The 13,751-nt window shown below is 49.4% G+C and carries 15 protein-coding genes; 7 read left to right on the plus strand and 8 right to left on the minus strand.

The genetic code is table 11. The features are described 5' to 3' along the window. Positions 1-13: 13 nt before the first annotated feature. From nqrF to nqrM, 3 genes are all read left to right on the plus strand, one after another. Positions 14-1,231, plus strand: a complete 1,218-nt coding sequence (nqrF, locus tag HMPREF3139_RS02730; RefSeq protein WP_049323894.1) for an NADH:ubiquinone reductase (Na(+)-transporting) subunit F — start codon at positions 14-16, stop codon at positions 1,229-1,231. 132 nt (positions 1,232-1,363) lie between these two features. Then, a complete protein-coding gene (locus HMPREF3139_RS02735) occupies positions 1,364-2,431 on the plus strand; it encodes an FAD:protein FMN transferase (RefSeq protein ID WP_083290029.1) in 1,068 nt (355 codons plus the stop codon). Between the two features lie 17 nt (positions 2,432-2,448). After that, complete coding sequence (gene nqrM, locus HMPREF3139_RS02740) at positions 2,449-2,670, plus strand: (Na+)-NQR maturation NqrM (RefSeq protein WP_070460328.1); 222 nt, start codon at positions 2,449-2,451, stop codon at positions 2,668-2,670. A gap of 229 nt (positions 2,671-2,899) precedes the next feature. Here nqrM and rpmG read toward each other — a convergent pair whose 3' ends face one another. The 6 genes from rpmG to HMPREF3139_RS02775 all read right to left on the minus strand — a co-directional run bounded on the left by rpmG (position 2,900) and on the right by HMPREF3139_RS02775 (position 7,147). Continuing rightward, positions 2,900-3,055: a 50S ribosomal protein L33 gene (rpmG, locus tag HMPREF3139_RS02745; protein ID WP_003684373.1), complete on the minus strand. Its 156-nt coding sequence runs from the start codon at positions 3,053-3,055 to the stop codon at positions 2,900-2,902. 30 nt (positions 3,056-3,085) lie between these two features. Continuing rightward, positions 3,086-3,319, minus strand: coding sequence for a 50S ribosomal protein L28 (gene rpmB, locus HMPREF3139_RS02750; RefSeq protein WP_002216391.1), 234 nt, complete (start codon positions 3,317-3,319; stop codon positions 3,086-3,088). 251 nt (positions 3,320-3,570) lie between these two features. After that, on the minus strand, positions 3,571-4,899 hold the full coding sequence (brnQ, locus tag HMPREF3139_RS02760; protein WP_070460332.1) for a branched-chain amino acid transport system II carrier protein: 1,329 nt from the start codon (positions 4,897-4,899) through the stop codon (positions 3,571-3,573). A gap of 1 nt (position 4,900) precedes the next feature. Further along, positions 4,901-5,797: a segregation and condensation protein A gene (locus tag HMPREF3139_RS02765; protein WP_070460334.1), complete on the minus strand. Its 897-nt coding sequence runs from the start codon at positions 5,795-5,797 to the stop codon at positions 4,901-4,903. Positions 5,798-5,889: 92 nt separating this feature from the next. Continuing rightward, positions 5,890-6,357 carry a hypothetical protein gene (locus HMPREF3139_RS02770; protein WP_070460336.1) on the minus strand — a complete coding sequence of 156 codons (468 nt, stop codon included), beginning with the start codon at positions 6,355-6,357 and terminating at the stop codon, positions 5,890-5,892. A 13-nt stretch (positions 6,358-6,370) separates the two neighbouring features. Then, positions 6,371-7,147: a tRNA threonylcarbamoyladenosine dehydratase gene (locus HMPREF3139_RS02775; RefSeq protein WP_070460338.1), complete on the minus strand. Its 777-nt coding sequence runs from the start codon at positions 7,145-7,147 to the stop codon at positions 6,371-6,373. Positions 7,148-7,333: 186 nt separating this feature from the next. Here HMPREF3139_RS02775 and HMPREF3139_RS02780 point away from each other — a divergent pair, with 186 nt between their 5' ends. Continuing rightward, positions 7,334-7,798 carry a universal stress protein gene (locus tag HMPREF3139_RS02780; protein ID WP_003680896.1) on the plus strand — a complete coding sequence of 155 codons (465 nt, stop codon included), beginning with the start codon at positions 7,334-7,336 and terminating at the stop codon, positions 7,796-7,798. Between the two features lie 83 nt (positions 7,799-7,881). Here the strand turns inward: HMPREF3139_RS02780 and hemL are convergent, their stop codons facing one another. Beyond that, the gene (hemL, locus tag HMPREF3139_RS02785) at positions 7,882-9,165 is read right to left on the minus strand and encodes a glutamate-1-semialdehyde 2,1-aminomutase (protein ID WP_070460340.1); all 1,284 of its coding nucleotides are present in this window, start codon (positions 9,163-9,165) and stop codon (positions 7,882-7,884) included. 198 nt (positions 9,166-9,363) lie between these two features. On the opposite strand from hemL, the gene HMPREF3139_RS02790 reads away from it, so the two are divergent. The 3 genes from HMPREF3139_RS02790 to HMPREF3139_RS02800 all read left to right on the plus strand — a co-directional run bounded on the left by HMPREF3139_RS02790 (position 9,364) and on the right by HMPREF3139_RS02800 (position 12,692). Continuing rightward, positions 9,364-9,759 (plus strand): hypothetical protein, encoded by a 396-nt coding sequence (locus tag HMPREF3139_RS02790; protein WP_070460342.1) that lies wholly within the window; start codon positions 9,364-9,366, stop codon positions 9,757-9,759. Between the two features lie 73 nt (positions 9,760-9,832). Then, on the plus strand, positions 9,833-11,155 hold the full coding sequence (gene miaB, locus HMPREF3139_RS02795) for a tRNA (N6-isopentenyl adenosine(37)-C2)-methylthiotransferase MiaB (protein WP_003684389.1): 1,323 nt from the start codon (positions 9,833-9,835) through the stop codon (positions 11,153-11,155). 226 nt (positions 11,156-11,381) lie between these two features. Beyond that, positions 11,382-12,692: an NCS2 family permease gene (locus HMPREF3139_RS02800; protein ID WP_070460344.1), complete on the plus strand. Its 1,311-nt coding sequence runs from the start codon at positions 11,382-11,384 to the stop codon at positions 12,690-12,692. An 83-nt stretch (positions 12,693-12,775) separates the two neighbouring features. Here the strand turns inward: HMPREF3139_RS02800 and HMPREF3139_RS02805 are convergent, their stop codons facing one another. Then, a complete protein-coding gene (locus HMPREF3139_RS02805; RefSeq protein ID WP_070460629.1) occupies positions 12,776-13,327 on the minus strand; it encodes a hypothetical protein in 552 nt (183 codons plus the stop codon). Positions 13,328-13,751: the final 424 nt, after the last annotated feature.

Consider the following 13,751-nt stretch of genomic DNA (forward strand, 5'->3'; position numbering starts at 1 on the left):
GAAAGGAATCGGCATGGAGATTATTCTAGGTATCGTGATGTTTACCCTCATCGTCTTGGTTTTGGCACTGATGATTCTGTTTGCCAAATCCAAGTTGGTGAGCGAAGGCGACATCACCATCAAAGTCAATAATGAAAAAGAGCTGACGATGCCTGCCGGCGGTAAACTGCTGGGTGCGCTTGCCAGCCAAGGCATCTTCGTTCCTTCCGCCTGCGGTGGTGGCGGCTCATGCGGCCAGTGCCGCGTTATCGTAAAAAGCGGCGGCGGCGACATTCTGCCAACCGAGTTGTCCCACATCAGCAAACGCGAAGCGCGCGAAGGCTGCCGTCTGTCTTGTCAGGTCAACGTTAAAACCGACATGGACATCGAAGTACCGGAAGAAGTATTCGGCGTGAAAAAATGGGAATGTACTGTCATCTCCAATGACAACAAAGCAACGTTCATTAAAGAACTCAAGCTTGCCATTCCCGAAGGCGAAGAAGTTCCTTTCCGCGCCGGTGGCTACATCCAAATTGAAGCCCCTCCTCACACTGTTGCCTACAAAGACTTCGACATTCCTAAGGAATATCACGAAGACTGGGACAAATACAATCTGTGGCAATATGTTTCCAAAGTGGACGAGCCGATTTTGCGTGCCTACTCTATGGCTTCATACCCTGAAGAAAAAGGCATCATCATGCTGAACGTGCGTATCGCTACGCCTCCTCCACGCGTACCTGATGCGCCTCCAGGACAAATGTCGTCTTATATCTGGTCGCTTAAAGCCGGTGATAAAGTAACGATTTCCGGTCCATTTGGCGAATTCTTTGCCAAAGATACCGATGCCGAAATGGTATTTATCGGCGGTGGTGCGGGTATGGCTCCGATGCGTTCCCACATTTTCGACCAGCTGAAACGTTTGAACTCCAAACGTAAGATTACCTTCTGGTATGGTGCACGTTCTAAACGCGAGATGTTCTATGTCGAAGACTTCGACCAACTCGCAGCAGAATTCCCGAACTTCACATGGCACGTTGCCCTGTCCGACCCATTGCCTGAAGACAACTGGGATGGTTACACAGGCTTCATTCACAACGTAGTTTACGAAAACCACCTGAAAAACCATGAAGCACCGGAAGACTGCGAATTCTATATGTGTGGCCCTCCGATCATGAACCAGTCCGTGATCAAAATGCTCAAAGATTTGGGCGTGGAAGACGAAAACATCCTCTTGGACGATTTCGGCGGCTAACAAACAAAAAGGAAGAAACTTCGGTTTCTTCCTTTTTTATTGCCAGGTCGTCTGAAAACCATACTTTCAGACGGCCTGAACCTTTCTTTTACGATACAATAAAGGCTTCAAAAAATAATCCGCGAATCCCCTATGCCGTTTCTTTCCAATTCGTTTTACCGTCCGATAATCGGCTACACCGTTGCCATCGTTTCCGCACTCACGCTCTCTGCCTGCCAACCTGAAAAACAACAAACCATCACCCTGCAAGGCGAGACCATGGGCACTACCTATACCGTCAAATACCTTTCAGATGGTCAAGACAAACTCCCCTCCCCCGCCGAAATACAAAAACGCATTGATGACGCGCTTAAAGAAGTCAACCGGCAAATGTCTACCTACCAGACCGATTCCGAAATCAGCCAATTCAACCAGCTGCGCACCGTCAATCAGGCCATGCCCATTTCCCAAGACTTTGCCTATGTAACCGGCGAAGCCTTGCGTTTAAACAAATTGACGCACGGCGCACTGGACGTAACCGTCGGCCCTTTGGTCAACCTTTGGGGATTCGGCCCGCAAAAAGAAATCACGCACGAACCGACTGCACAAGAAATCCAACATGCTTCAGAAATGGTCGGTACGGACAAACTCAAACTTTCCCAAGATGGTCAGCAGCCTACACTCGCCAAAACCCATCCCGAAGTCTATTTAGACCTATCCTCCATCGCCAAAGGTTTTGGCGTGGATAAAACCGCCGCCGAACTTGAAAAACTCAATATCGGCAATTATTTGGTAGAAATCGGAGGCGAGTTACATGGCAAAGGCCACAATGCACAAGGCAATCCTTGGCGTATCGGCATCGAGCAGCCCAATATCGTTCAAGGCGGCGCCACTCAAATCACCATTCCATTGGACAATAAATCACTGGCCACATCCGGCGACTACCGCATTTTCCATGTCGATAAGTCAGGCCGCCGCCTTTCCCATATCATCAACCCTAAAACCAAACAACCCATCAGCCACAACCTTGCTTCCATCAGCGTAGTAGCAGAAAACGCCACACTTGCAGACGGCCTTTCCACCGGATTGTTCGTCCTCGGAGAAACTGAAGCACTTAAACTTGCCGAGCAAGAAAATCTCGCCGTTTTCCTTATCATCCGGACCCCGCAAGGCGGCTACCATACTAAAATGTCCAGCGCATTCAAGAAATTATTAAACTAACCTTCAGGAATACACACATGAAAACCCTCCTCCTCACTTTCGGCATTTTTATCATTGTCATCCTTGGCATGGCAGTCGGCTATATCTTCTCCAAACGCACCATCAAAGGCAGCTGCGGCGGCATTTCCTCTCTCGGCATGAAAAAAATGTGCGATTGCGACACGCCATGCGATACCTTGCAAAAAGAGCTGGATAAAAAACAACATTCCGACGACCAAGGCATCAAGGTCGATCATTAAGTCGTTGTTGAATGTTTATTAGCGATTTAAGGCAGCTTATCCTCTATCAGGCCGTCTGAAAAATAAAAGAGCGTAATCCCAATGGATACACGCTCTTTTATTTTGCCTCCTTACAAAGCAATCCAAAAATATCTTGCATACACATTTGAAACAAGCCCCCCAAAAACCAATCAGAAAATAAAAAGAAAAGCTCCTGCAAAACAGGAGCTTTTTCTTGGAAGAAACCGGATTATTTCAATTTAGTTTCTTTGTAAATAACGTGTTTACGGGCTACTGGGTCAAATTTTTTGATTTCCAGTTTGCCAGGCATAGTACGTTTGTTTTTAGTAGTTGTGTAAAAGTGACCAGTACCAGCACTGGACTCCAGTTTGATTTTATCGCGCATTGCAGTAATCCTTAATTAATGGTGTTTAAATTAAGCTTCGCCGCGAGCACGCAAATCAGCCAATACGACATCAATGCCTACTTTATCGATGGTGCGCAATGCAGCGTTAGAAACGCGCAGGCGAACCCAGCGGTTTTCACTTTCTACCCAGAAACGACGTGATTGCAAGTTAGGCAAAAAACGACGTTTGGTTTTGTTGTTGGCGTGTGATACGTTATTGCCAGACATCGGGCGCTTACCGGTCACTTTGCAAACTCGTGCCATGGTTAGTCTCCAAACTTCTAAAATAGTAAAACGCGATTTATACCACGAAATCCGCCTTCAGTTCAAGTCGTTTGCCGAAAAAACGGGATTTATGGAAATAAATCTTCTCAATATGTTGCATCTGCGAAACGGTATTTCGCAAAGCCTTAACTTTTCAATTATAACGGATTTCTTTAAAAAAATCATCTGTCGTTTGCGTGGTCGGCGAAATAAACAGGCCGTCTGAACATTTCAGACGGCCTGTTTTATCGTCATGCTTTTTTCTTCAACGCCGCATTCAAAATGCAACCGAGTATAAAGCAGGCTAAAGAGGGAACAACCCACCCTAAACCGATATTGTAAAACGGCAATGCGCGCTCGATGGCAGCAGCGGTATCGGCATCAAATCCAAACGCGGCCTTATAGGCATCGAGCAAACCGACCACAAGAGCCGCCATCATGGTGCAGAAATAGACAATACGGCCGCCGCCAAACAATTTATCTGTCAAAGCCAGCAGAATGATGACGATGGTCAGCGGATACAACAGCATCAACATAGGGATGGAAAACTGCAAAATCGCTGACAGGCCTTTGTTGGCCAACAGAATAGACACCACCGTATTCAGTATTACAAAGGTTTTATAAGAAATACCCGGGCAAAGACGGTTGAAATATTCGGCACATGAAGTAATCAAGCCAACCGCCGTACTCAGACAGGCAAGCAGCACCATAACGCCAAGCAGCACAATACCGGCCGTACCGAAATAGTGTTGTGCAGTTTTAGACAAAACCGACGCGCCATTTTCCTGCAAGCCGATACCGGCCACACCTGTCGCGCCCATATAGCCAATAAACAGGTAAACTACTGCCAAACAAGAAGCCGCCAACACACCGGAAATCGTCGTTGTCTTCAGCAAGTCCGCGCGGTTGTCCACGCCCATGGCGCGAACGGCATCAATGACTATAATGGCAAACACCAGCGAAGCCAGCGCGTCCATGGTGCCATAGCCTTCCAAAATGCCTTTAACCAACGGATGAGTGACAAAATCGCCTTGCGCCGCCTGCGGCACGCCCATCGGGTTAATGGCGGCATAGCCGACCAATATCGCAATTGACAGCAACAAAACAGGCGTGAGAATTTTACCGATACGGTCAACCAGCTTCCCCGGAGAAATCGACAGCCAATAAGTAATGCCGAAAAACACCAGGCTGAATACTGCCAATGCGATGCTTTTCCAAGATTCATCAATGAAAGGGGAAATCGCGGTTTCAAAAGATACTGTCGCCGTACGCGGCATGGCAAACAGAGGGCCGATTGCCAGATAAAGCGCGGTAGCAAAAGTCACGCCGTACCAAGGCGCAACACGGGAGGCCAATGCTTCCACATCGCGCGAGCCGGAATAGCCGACGGCAATCACGCCCAACAATGGCAAACCTGCGCCCGTCAGCAAAAAGCCGAACATGGCCGAAAGCCAGTTATCACCGGCCTGCTGTCCCAAAAAAGCAGGAAAAATCAGGTTCCCTGCCCCAAAAAACAGGGCAAACAGCATTAAGCCCACCGCCCATAAAGAAGCTTTGTTATGACTTGTCGTCGAATTCATTTTAGTTCTCTTTTTTCAAATTTTCGTTATCGGTTTCATCGGCTTCAAGGCCGTCTGAAAACATTTCGGCTTCGTTTGTTTCCAAACCGTCTTTCAGGCTGATTTCGATTTCACCATAATTTTCAGGCTGCACGATACGCACCAAGCCTTCTTTAGCCAATTCCAGCAATGCAATAAAATTGACCACCACATATGTCGCGCCCTGCTCCGGTTTAAACAAATCGCTGAACTTGCTGATACCGCTTTCGTTCAAACGACGCAAAATCGCTGTCATCTGCGCACGAACAGAAATGGTTTCCCGCACCACTTCATGACTGCACGTATGCTTGGCACGCGACAAAATACCCAACCAAGCCTGCGTCAAATCGGCAACGTACACTTCCGGCAACTTCGCTTCGACCGCAATTTCCAGCGGCAAATACGCCCAAGCAAAATCACGTCCGGCACGCGGTAATGCGTCCAAGCCCTGAGCCGCCAGTTTCATTTGTTCGTAAGCCAACAGACGGCGCACCAGCTCGGCACGCGGATCCGCCTCTTCATCCTCAACTTCTTCAGGACGCGGCAACAGCAGGCGCGATTTAATTTCAATCAACATCGCCGCCATCAGCAGGTATTCTGCCGCCAAATCAAACTGATACGCTTCCATTTGGGCAATATAGTGCAGATACTGCTCAGTAATCTTCACCATCGGAATATCGAGGACATCGATATTTTGCTTGCGGATAAGGTACAGCAGCAAATCCAACGGCCCTTGGAAGCTGCTCAATACCACCTTCAACGCATCAGGCGGAATAAACAAATCCTGCGGCACATCGGTAACAGGCTGACCGAACACCCACGCAACGGTATGTTCAGACGGCGTTGCGGCAGTGGAAGAAATAAGGTGTTCTGAAGGCATGGTTAAAGGGTCTTTTTCTTTTTAAGTTTAGTAAGAAGTTTCATCAACAAAAGGCCGTCTGAAACAAGGACAACCCGTTTTTAATATAAAAATCAGCGGTTTTTACGATTGATTTGCAAAGAAACAATGGCGACGGCAAAGGTCTGGGCCAAGGCCATACCCAACAGCGGCAGGCTGGCGAAAACCGTACCCGTCAGTACCGAGCCAATATCGCGAGAAAACACAAAACCATCCCTCGCAAGCATCGCCACCATCAAAGCCAACAACAGCAAACTTTCGCAGCCGACCAAAAGCCAAATCATTTTAACCGAACGGCGTTTGCGCCATTTCATGATACCGGCGTGTAAAAGGCTGAATATCACGACGGACAGAAACGGATAAAGAAAAGTGGTGAACGGGCGGTTATAACCGCTTTGCACACACAAATAATCGCCCGGCAGCGTATTGCATTCCATCACATCGAGAAACATCGGATCGACAGCATACATCAATACGCCGAACCATACCGCATAAATCAGGCTGGCGATAAAGTAGGCTTTAAAAAATCGGTTCTTAACCATCTTCCTCTACCCCTCACTTCCGCCCCGCGATATGCTCCACCGCAGCCTGTGCACAATACAATCCAAACGAAGCCGTTACCAGCATACTCGCGCCGTAGCCCGCGCAGGACAAACCTTGCGGTGCGGCATCGCTCGAACACGCTTCGCCGGATTGCGGCGGCGTAATATTCTCGATTGAATAAACGCAAGGCACGCGCATTTTTTCTTTGGTATCGCGGCTGAAGCCGTAGCGTTTGCGCAAGGTGTAGCGCAAATTGGAAAGCAGCGGATCGTGGGTGACGCGGCTCAAATCGGCGGTTTGGATCAAAGCCGGATTTTTCTGTCCGCCCGCACCGCCGCTGATAATAAACGGTTGCTTATGTTGCACGAAATACGCCGCCATCGCCGCTTTGACACGGATTTGGTCAATGGCGTCGATGACGAAGTCAAAAGGCCGTCTGAAAAGCTCGTCCAGATTGTCTTCGGTCACAAAATCTTCAATTTCCGTCACTTCGCATTGCGGATTGATTTGGTCAATGCGTTCGCGCAAAGCGGTAACTTTTGCCTTACCGAAATCATCGGTCAAAGCGTGCAACTGACGGTTAACATTGGACTCGGCAACGTTGTCCAAATCAATCAGCGTTAAACGACCGATACCACTCCTCGCCAAAGCTTCCACCGCCCACGAGCCGACGCCGCCGACACCGACCACGCACACATGCGCACGCGAAAAGCGCACCAGTGCTTCGTCTCCGTAAAGTCTGGCAATGCCGCCAAAGCGGCGCGAAGAAAGAAAAGCGGCGTCCTGCATAAGTAACCTTGTGATATATCAATAAATTAATGAAAAACGCCACAGGCGAATCGGACTGACATTATACTTGAAAGCAGATGGGCTGTTGTACCCGCCCGAAAGAGTTTATAATCGTTTCACATTCAGACAAGTTCTGATTTCATATTAAACGAAAGTGCCGCTACTCGGCGCAAAAGGAGAATAAATATGTACAAACATCTGGTTGTAGCCGTTGACGGTAGCGAGACCTCCCTCAATGCATTGAAACACGCCGCCGAACTGGCAAGCCTCAACAAAGCCCAACTGACTTTGGTTCACGTTGCCAACCCTGCCGAATACATGGCTTTGGCTCCTGAATTCCTGCAACACGAAAGCTACGAAGCCGCCGCAGTGGCCCAAGGCAACGAAGTTTTGGATTTCGCAGAAAAAACAGCGCGTGAAAGCGGCGTTGAAAACATCGTGAAACACCTGTTGGTTGCCAACAAAGGCGCGCGCGAAATGGCGCAAGACTTGGTTGACTACGCCGACAACAACGGTGCAGACCTGCTGGTACTCGGCACACACGGCCGCACCGGCCTGATGCACCTGCTGATGGGCAGCTTCGCCGAAACCGTAATGCGTCAAAGCCACCTGCCTCTGCTGATTATCCGCAGCAAAGCCGAAGAAGCATAATCAAGCATTTATTTAAAATAGCGAAAGGCCGTCTGAATATTTTTCAGACGGCCTTTTTTCATTTCACATTACAGCTTCAACTTTTATTTCACCATTTCTTTGAACACTTCGTGTGCCACAGCAATGGTTTCGTCAATCAACTCAGGCGTATGCGCGGCGGAAACAAAACCGGCTTCGTAAGCTGACGGGCCGAATGCGACATTGCGGTCGAGCATACCATGGAAGAAATGTTTGAAACCGTCGATATTGGAACGCGCCATGTCGGCATAGTTTTGCGGCGTATGGCTGGCAAAATACAAACCAAACATACCGCCCACGCTATCCGCCGTAAATTCAACACCATGTGCTTTAGCCGCATCGGCAATACCGTTGGCAAGGCGTTGGGTCAGGGCAGTCAGGTTTTCATAGAAGCCTTCGCGCTGAATGATTTCCAGCGTTTTCAAACCGGCGGCAACCGCAATCGGATTGCCGGACAATGTACCTGCCTGATACACGCCGCCCAATGGGGAAATATATTCCATAATGTCTTTACGGCCGCCAAACGCCGCCAAAGGCATACCGCCGCCGATCACTTTGCCCATGGTGGTCAAATCAGGTTTGATGCCGTGCAAAGATTGCGCACCGCCCAGCGCCACACGGAAGCCGGTCATCACTTCGTCGTAAATCAACACGGTACCGTGTTTTTCAGTTAATTCGCGCAAGGCTTTGACAAAGGCTTCAGACGGCCTAACCAGATTCATATTGCCGACAAAAGGCTCCAAAATCACACAGGCAATGTCATTGCCGCTTTGGGCAAAGGCTTCTTCCAGTTGGGCGATATTGTTGTACTCGAGTACCAAAGTATGTTTGGTAAAGTCGGCAGGCACACCGGCGGAAGAAGGATTGCCAAACGTCAGCAGGCCGCTGCCTGCTTTCACCAACAGGCTGTCGGAATGGCCGTGGTAGCAGCCTTCAAACTTGATGATTTTGTCGCGGCCGGTAAAACCGCGTGCCAGACGGATGGCGGTCATCGTTGCTTCCGTGCCGGAGCTGACAAGGCGCAGCTGCTCGACGGACGGCATGATTTTGGCGATTTCTTCGGCAATGACAATTTCGCCTTCAGTCGGCGCACCAAACGACAAACCGCCCAATGCTGCTTCGCGCACGGCATCAATGACTTCAGGATGGGCATGGCCGACAATCGCAGGGCCCCAAGAGCCGACATAGTCGGTATAACGCGTGCCGTTTTCGTCCCAAACATACGCGCCTTCTGCCTTTTTGATAAAGCGCGGCACACCGCCGACGCTGCCGAATGCGCGCACAGGAGAGTTCACGCCGCCGGGAATAATGGCTTTGGCGCGATTGAACAAGCTTTCATTACGGTTCATGGTCAATTCTTTCGTAAGAGGTCGTCTGAAAATCAAATCGGAGCCATTTTAACACCAAATCCTTTTCAGACGGCCCAAGCTTCAAAATAAGAATCGGGCGCAAAATCAAAATTATTCTTTAAAAACAAACACTCTATCCACATTTTTCCTGCTTGTGCTATAATCCGCGACCTATTGAAACAATAAAAGAAAAGCATCATGTTACGCGGACTCATACTCAGCCTCGCCCTTTTGGCGTCCTCCCTCGTCCATGCACAACGCAGCCTGCCTGATGATATGGACGTGGCCGTTTTAAAAACTGTCGATCTGCCTTATCTGAAAGTCAGCAAAGGCGGTTTTTCTTGGACGCGCCTGCTGACCTTGGGCATTGTGGACGGCAACGCAGCCAAACTGCAAATCACCCGCTTTACCAAAATCCACGATGAAAACGACCGTTTCATCCCCATGGGCCGCCTGCTGAATCAAACCGGCAAAGCCGTTGCGTTCAAATACAACGAAGAGAGCCGCCTCGTCCGCGAAATCTGGATTTTGACCGACGCCGAAGCCGACAGGTTCATCGAACACGCCAAAAAGCAGAAAAAGGCGGAAGAATAATTTTTCAGACGGCCAGAGTATTGCACAGGCCGTCTGAACCCTTTTACAACAAGCAAATCAATCAAAACAAACCATGAAAAAAGTATTTATCCGCACCTTCGGGTGCCAAATGAACGAGTACGACAGCGAAAAAATGCTGTCCGTCCTCGCCGAAGAACACGGCGGTATCGAGCAGGTTACCCAACCTGACGACGCCGACATCATCTTGTTCAACACCTGCTCCGTGCGTGAAAAAGCGCAAGAGAAAGTCTTCTCCGACTTGGGCCGCGTACGCCCGCTTAAAGAAAAAAATCCCGACCTCATCATCGGCGTTGCCGGCTGCGTTGCCTCTCAAGAAGGCGAAAACATCGTCAAACGCGCTCCGTATGTGGACGTGGTTTTCGGCCCGCAAACGCTGCACCGCCTGCCCAAACTCATCGTCGACAAAGAAACCACCGGCCTGTCTCAAATCGACATTTCCTTCCCCGAAATCGAGAAATTCGACCACCTGCCGCCTGCGCGCGTAGAAGGCGGTTCGGCATTCATTTCCATTATGGAAGGCTGCTCCAAATACTGCTCTTACTGCGTCGTCCCCTACACCCGCGGCGAAGAATTCTCCCGCCCACTTAACGACGTATTGACTGAAATTGCCGGTTTGGCGCAACAAGGCGTTAAAGAAATCAACCTCTTAGGCCAAAACGTCAATGCCTATCGCGGCGAAATGGAAAACGGCGAAATCTGCGACTTTGCCACTTTATTGCGCATCGTCCACGAAATCCCGGGCATCGAACGTCTGCGCTTTACCACCAGCCATCCGCGCGAATTTACCGACGCGATTATCGAGTGCTACCGCGACCTGCCGAAGCTGGTTTCCCATCTGCACCTGCCGATTCAAAGCGGTTCCGACCGCGTATTGAGCGCGATGAAACGCGGCTACACCGCCTTGGAATACAAATCCATCATCCGCAAACTGCGTGCCATCCGTCCTGATTTGTGCCTCAGCTCCGACTTTATCGTCGGTTTCCCGGGCGAGACCGAGCGCGAGTTCGAGCAAACCTTGAAACTGGTCAAAGACATCGCCTTCGACTTGAGCTTCGTCTTTATTTACAGTCCGCGCCCAGGCACGCCTGCCGCCAACCTGCACGACGACACGCCGCATGAAGAAAAAGTGCGTCGCCTCGAAGCTTTGAACGAAGTCATCGAAGCCGAAACCGCGCGCATCAACCAAACCATGATCGGCACGGTTCAACGCTGCTTGGTTGAAGGTATCTCCAAAAAAGACCCTGACCAACTGCAAGCCCGTACCGCCAACAACCGTGTGGTCAACTTTACCGGCACGCCCGACATGATCAACCAAATGATCGATCTGGAAATCACCGAAGCCTACACCTTCTCCCTGAAAGGCAAACCGGTATAAACACACACAAACAAAGGCCGTCTGAAACTGTTCAGACGGCCTTTATCTTGGTTCGGCCGGGCATTATCTGATTCATGTATTTTTATTACCCGAACAAAAGGCTTTTCAGTATAATACCGCCCGAAAATTCCCTTATCTGTTGAGAAGTTAAGGCTAAAATCCGAGCTTCCTGCAGTTAAATCCGCTGATTCCGTCCTTGAACGGCTTTCCCAAAGGAATATCTCGAATGAGTTCTTCAAATCAAAGCGTTTTGGAAAGATTATTCAACCTCAACGCCAATCAGACCAACGTCCGCACGGAAATTATGGCCGGTGTGACAACCTTCCTCGCCATGTGCTACATCATCATCGTCAATCCCCTGATTTTGGGTGAAACCGGCATGGATATGGGCGCAGTATTTGTGGCTACCTGTATCGCCTCCGCCATCGGCTGTTTCGTGATGGGCTTTGTCGGCAACTACCCGATTGCCCTCGCTCCGGGCATGGGTTTGAACGCCTACTTTACCTTTGCCGTCGTCAAAGGCATGGGCGTGGACTGGCGTGTGGCTTTGGGTGCTGTTTTCATCTCCGGCATTATTTTCATCCTGTTCAGCTTCTTTAAAGTGCGTGAAATGCTGGTCAACGCTCTGCCTATGGGCTTGAAAATGTCGATTGCCGCAGGTATCGGCCTCTTCTTGGCATTGATTGCGCTCAAAGGCGCAGGCGTGATTGTGGCCAATCCTGCCACATTGGTCGGCTTGGGCGATATCCACCAGCCTACCGCATTGCTGGCGATGGCAGGCTTTGTGATGGTGGTTGCACTTGGCCACTTCCATGTTAAAGGCTCCATCATCATTACCATTCTGACGCTGACCGCTATCTCCACCATCTTGGGCTTGAGCGAGTTCAAAGGCGTGGTCGGCGAAATTCCAAGCATTGCGCCAACATTCATGCAGATGGACTTCAAAGGCTTGTTCACCGTCAGCATGGTCAGCGTGATTTTTGTATTCTTCCTGGTTGACCTGTTTGACTCTACCGGCACATTGGTCGGTGTTTCACACCGCGCAGGCCTGTTGCAAGACGGCAAACTGCCGCGTTTGAAACGCGCCCTGCTTGCCGACTCAACCGCCATCGTCGCCGGTGCCGCCTTGGGTACTTCTTCTACTACCCCTTACGTTGAAAGCGCGGCAGGCGTTTCTGCCGGCGGCCGTACCGGCCTGACTGCCGTTACCGTCGGCGTACTGATGCTGGCCTGTCTGATTTTCTCGCCGCTGGTTCAAAGCATTCCTGCATTCGCTACCGCACCCGCCCTGCTCTATGTTGGCGCGCAAATGTTGCGCAGCGCGCGCGAAATCGATTGGGACGACATGACTGAAGCCGCACCGGCATTCCTGACCATCGTCTTCATGCCGTTTACCTACTCGATTGCCGACGGTATTGCATTTGGCTTTATCAGCTACGCACTCATCAAACTCTTGTGCAACCGCACCCAAGACGTACCGCCTATGGTATGGATTGTCGCCGTGTTGTGGGCATTGAAATTCTGGTTCTTAGGTTAAACTGCTCAAAAGAACAGGCCGTCTGAAAACTTTTCAGACGGCCTGTTTTATTTTACCCAGCGTTTAAAGCTGTCGGTAAAAGATTATTTTTTCACTTTTTTAGCAGCTGGTTTAACGGCAGCTTTCGCGCCTTTGTCCAATGCGCAGAAGCGGGTAACGATTTGATCAACCACTTCTTGTTTGCCGTTTACTTCGGTAGTACCGCGGATAGTCAACATGTTGCCATCAACTTTGTCTACGTTGGCTGCAGTGGCTGCTTCAGCAACCCAAGCGACATTGCCGCCCCAGAATGCGTTTACGTCTTTGCTGCTGTCAGTGATACGGAACAGGTTTTCAGTTAGTTGGCCTTTGTATTTTACTTGGGCGGCAACAACTTCGTTGCCTTTGAAGCCATACATTACGCTCAGAGGCTCTTTGCCGTCTTTACCGCATTTGTAGTGAACTTCTTTAGTACCGTCGATAGAGTCTACTTTCAAAGTATTAGGCACTGGAGCTTGAGCTTGTTGAGCCTGAGCTTGTTGTTGCGCAGTAGGCGCAGCTTTAGCTTCAGGTTTGGCTTTAGAACCGCTGCTACATGCAGTTAGGGCAACAGCCGCCAAAACGGCAGGAACGATTAATTTAACATTCATATTCATAATTGACTCCCAAATGGTTTCAATAAAAAACCGGCAAACGCCGGCTGACATTTACACATTAACAGAGATATTCCGTCTTGTCTTTATCTCAGACGGCATTTTTTAAGAAAAGTTCAAATAAATATTTTTATTTTCTAAAATCAAGAAATTATAAATATGAAATCATGTAAATTCAGGTTTAGGAACTCTTAAGATGAATACTGTTGTCAATAAATTGGGTTTCGACAATGGTAAAATGAGATTGAAAAGCGCATATAGACGACAAAAAGTCTGGGCGATTTATTTTACACACTTCTGCCTCTTGAGTTGCTAAGCGTTTCAGACGGCCTTAGAACACAAACAGTAAATGCAATAAAAAAGCGCAATCTAAAATAGATTGCGCTTTTTTGAAAACTGGCACGCCCACGGGGAATCGAACCCCGGT

This window comes from Neisseria sp. HMSC15G01, assembly GCF_001808255.1.
GTDB classification, from domain to species: Bacteria; Pseudomonadota; Gammaproteobacteria; order Burkholderiales; family Neisseriaceae; genus Neisseria; species Neisseria subflava_A.

Bases quoted from the DNA above. Each gene is read 5' to 3' on its own strand.
- nqrF (WP_049323894.1), top strand. From the start codon at position 14: ATGGAGATTATTCTAGGTATCGTGATGTTTACCCTCATCGTCTTGGTT.
- HMPREF3139_RS02735 (WP_083290029.1), top strand. From the start codon at position 1,364: ATGCCGTTTCTTTCCAATTCGTTTTACCGTCCGATAATCGGCTACACC.
- nqrM (WP_070460328.1), top strand. From the start codon at position 2,449: ATGAAAACCCTCCTCCTCACTTTCGGCATTTTTATCATTGTCATCCTT.
- rpmG (WP_003684373.1), bottom strand. From the start codon at position 3,055: ATGCGCGATAAAATCAAACTGGAGTCCAGTGCTGGTACTGGTCACTTT.
- rpmB (WP_002216391.1), bottom strand. From the start codon at position 3,319: ATGGCACGAGTTTGCAAAGTGACCGGTAAGCGCCCGATGTCTGGCAAT.
- brnQ (WP_070460332.1), bottom strand. From the start codon at position 4,899: ATGAATTCGACGACAAGTCATAACAAAGCTTCTTTATGGGCGGTGGGC.
- HMPREF3139_RS02765 (WP_070460334.1), bottom strand. From the start codon at position 5,797: ATGCCTTCAGAACACCTTATTTCTTCCACTGCCGCAACGCCGTCTGAA.
- HMPREF3139_RS02770 (WP_070460336.1), bottom strand. From the start codon at position 6,357: ATGGTTAAGAACCGATTTTTTAAAGCCTACTTTATCGCCAGCCTGATT.
- HMPREF3139_RS02775 (WP_070460338.1), bottom strand. From the start codon at position 7,147: ATGCAGGACGCCGCTTTTCTTTCTTCGCGCCGCTTTGGCGGCATTGCC.
- HMPREF3139_RS02780 (WP_003680896.1), top strand. From the start codon at position 7,334: ATGTACAAACATCTGGTTGTAGCCGTTGACGGTAGCGAGACCTCCCTC.
- hemL (WP_070460340.1), bottom strand. From the start codon at position 9,165: ATGAACCGTAATGAAAGCTTGTTCAATCGCGCCAAAGCCATTATTCCC.
- HMPREF3139_RS02790 (WP_070460342.1), top strand. From the start codon at position 9,364: ATGTTACGCGGACTCATACTCAGCCTCGCCCTTTTGGCGTCCTCCCTC.
- miaB (WP_003684389.1), top strand. From the start codon at position 9,833: ATGAAAAAAGTATTTATCCGCACCTTCGGGTGCCAAATGAACGAGTAC.
- HMPREF3139_RS02800 (WP_070460344.1), top strand. From the start codon at position 11,382: ATGAGTTCTTCAAATCAAAGCGTTTTGGAAAGATTATTCAACCTCAAC.
- HMPREF3139_RS02805 (WP_070460629.1), bottom strand. From the start codon at position 13,327: ATGAATATGAATGTTAAATTAATCGTTCCTGCCGTTTTGGCGGCTGTT.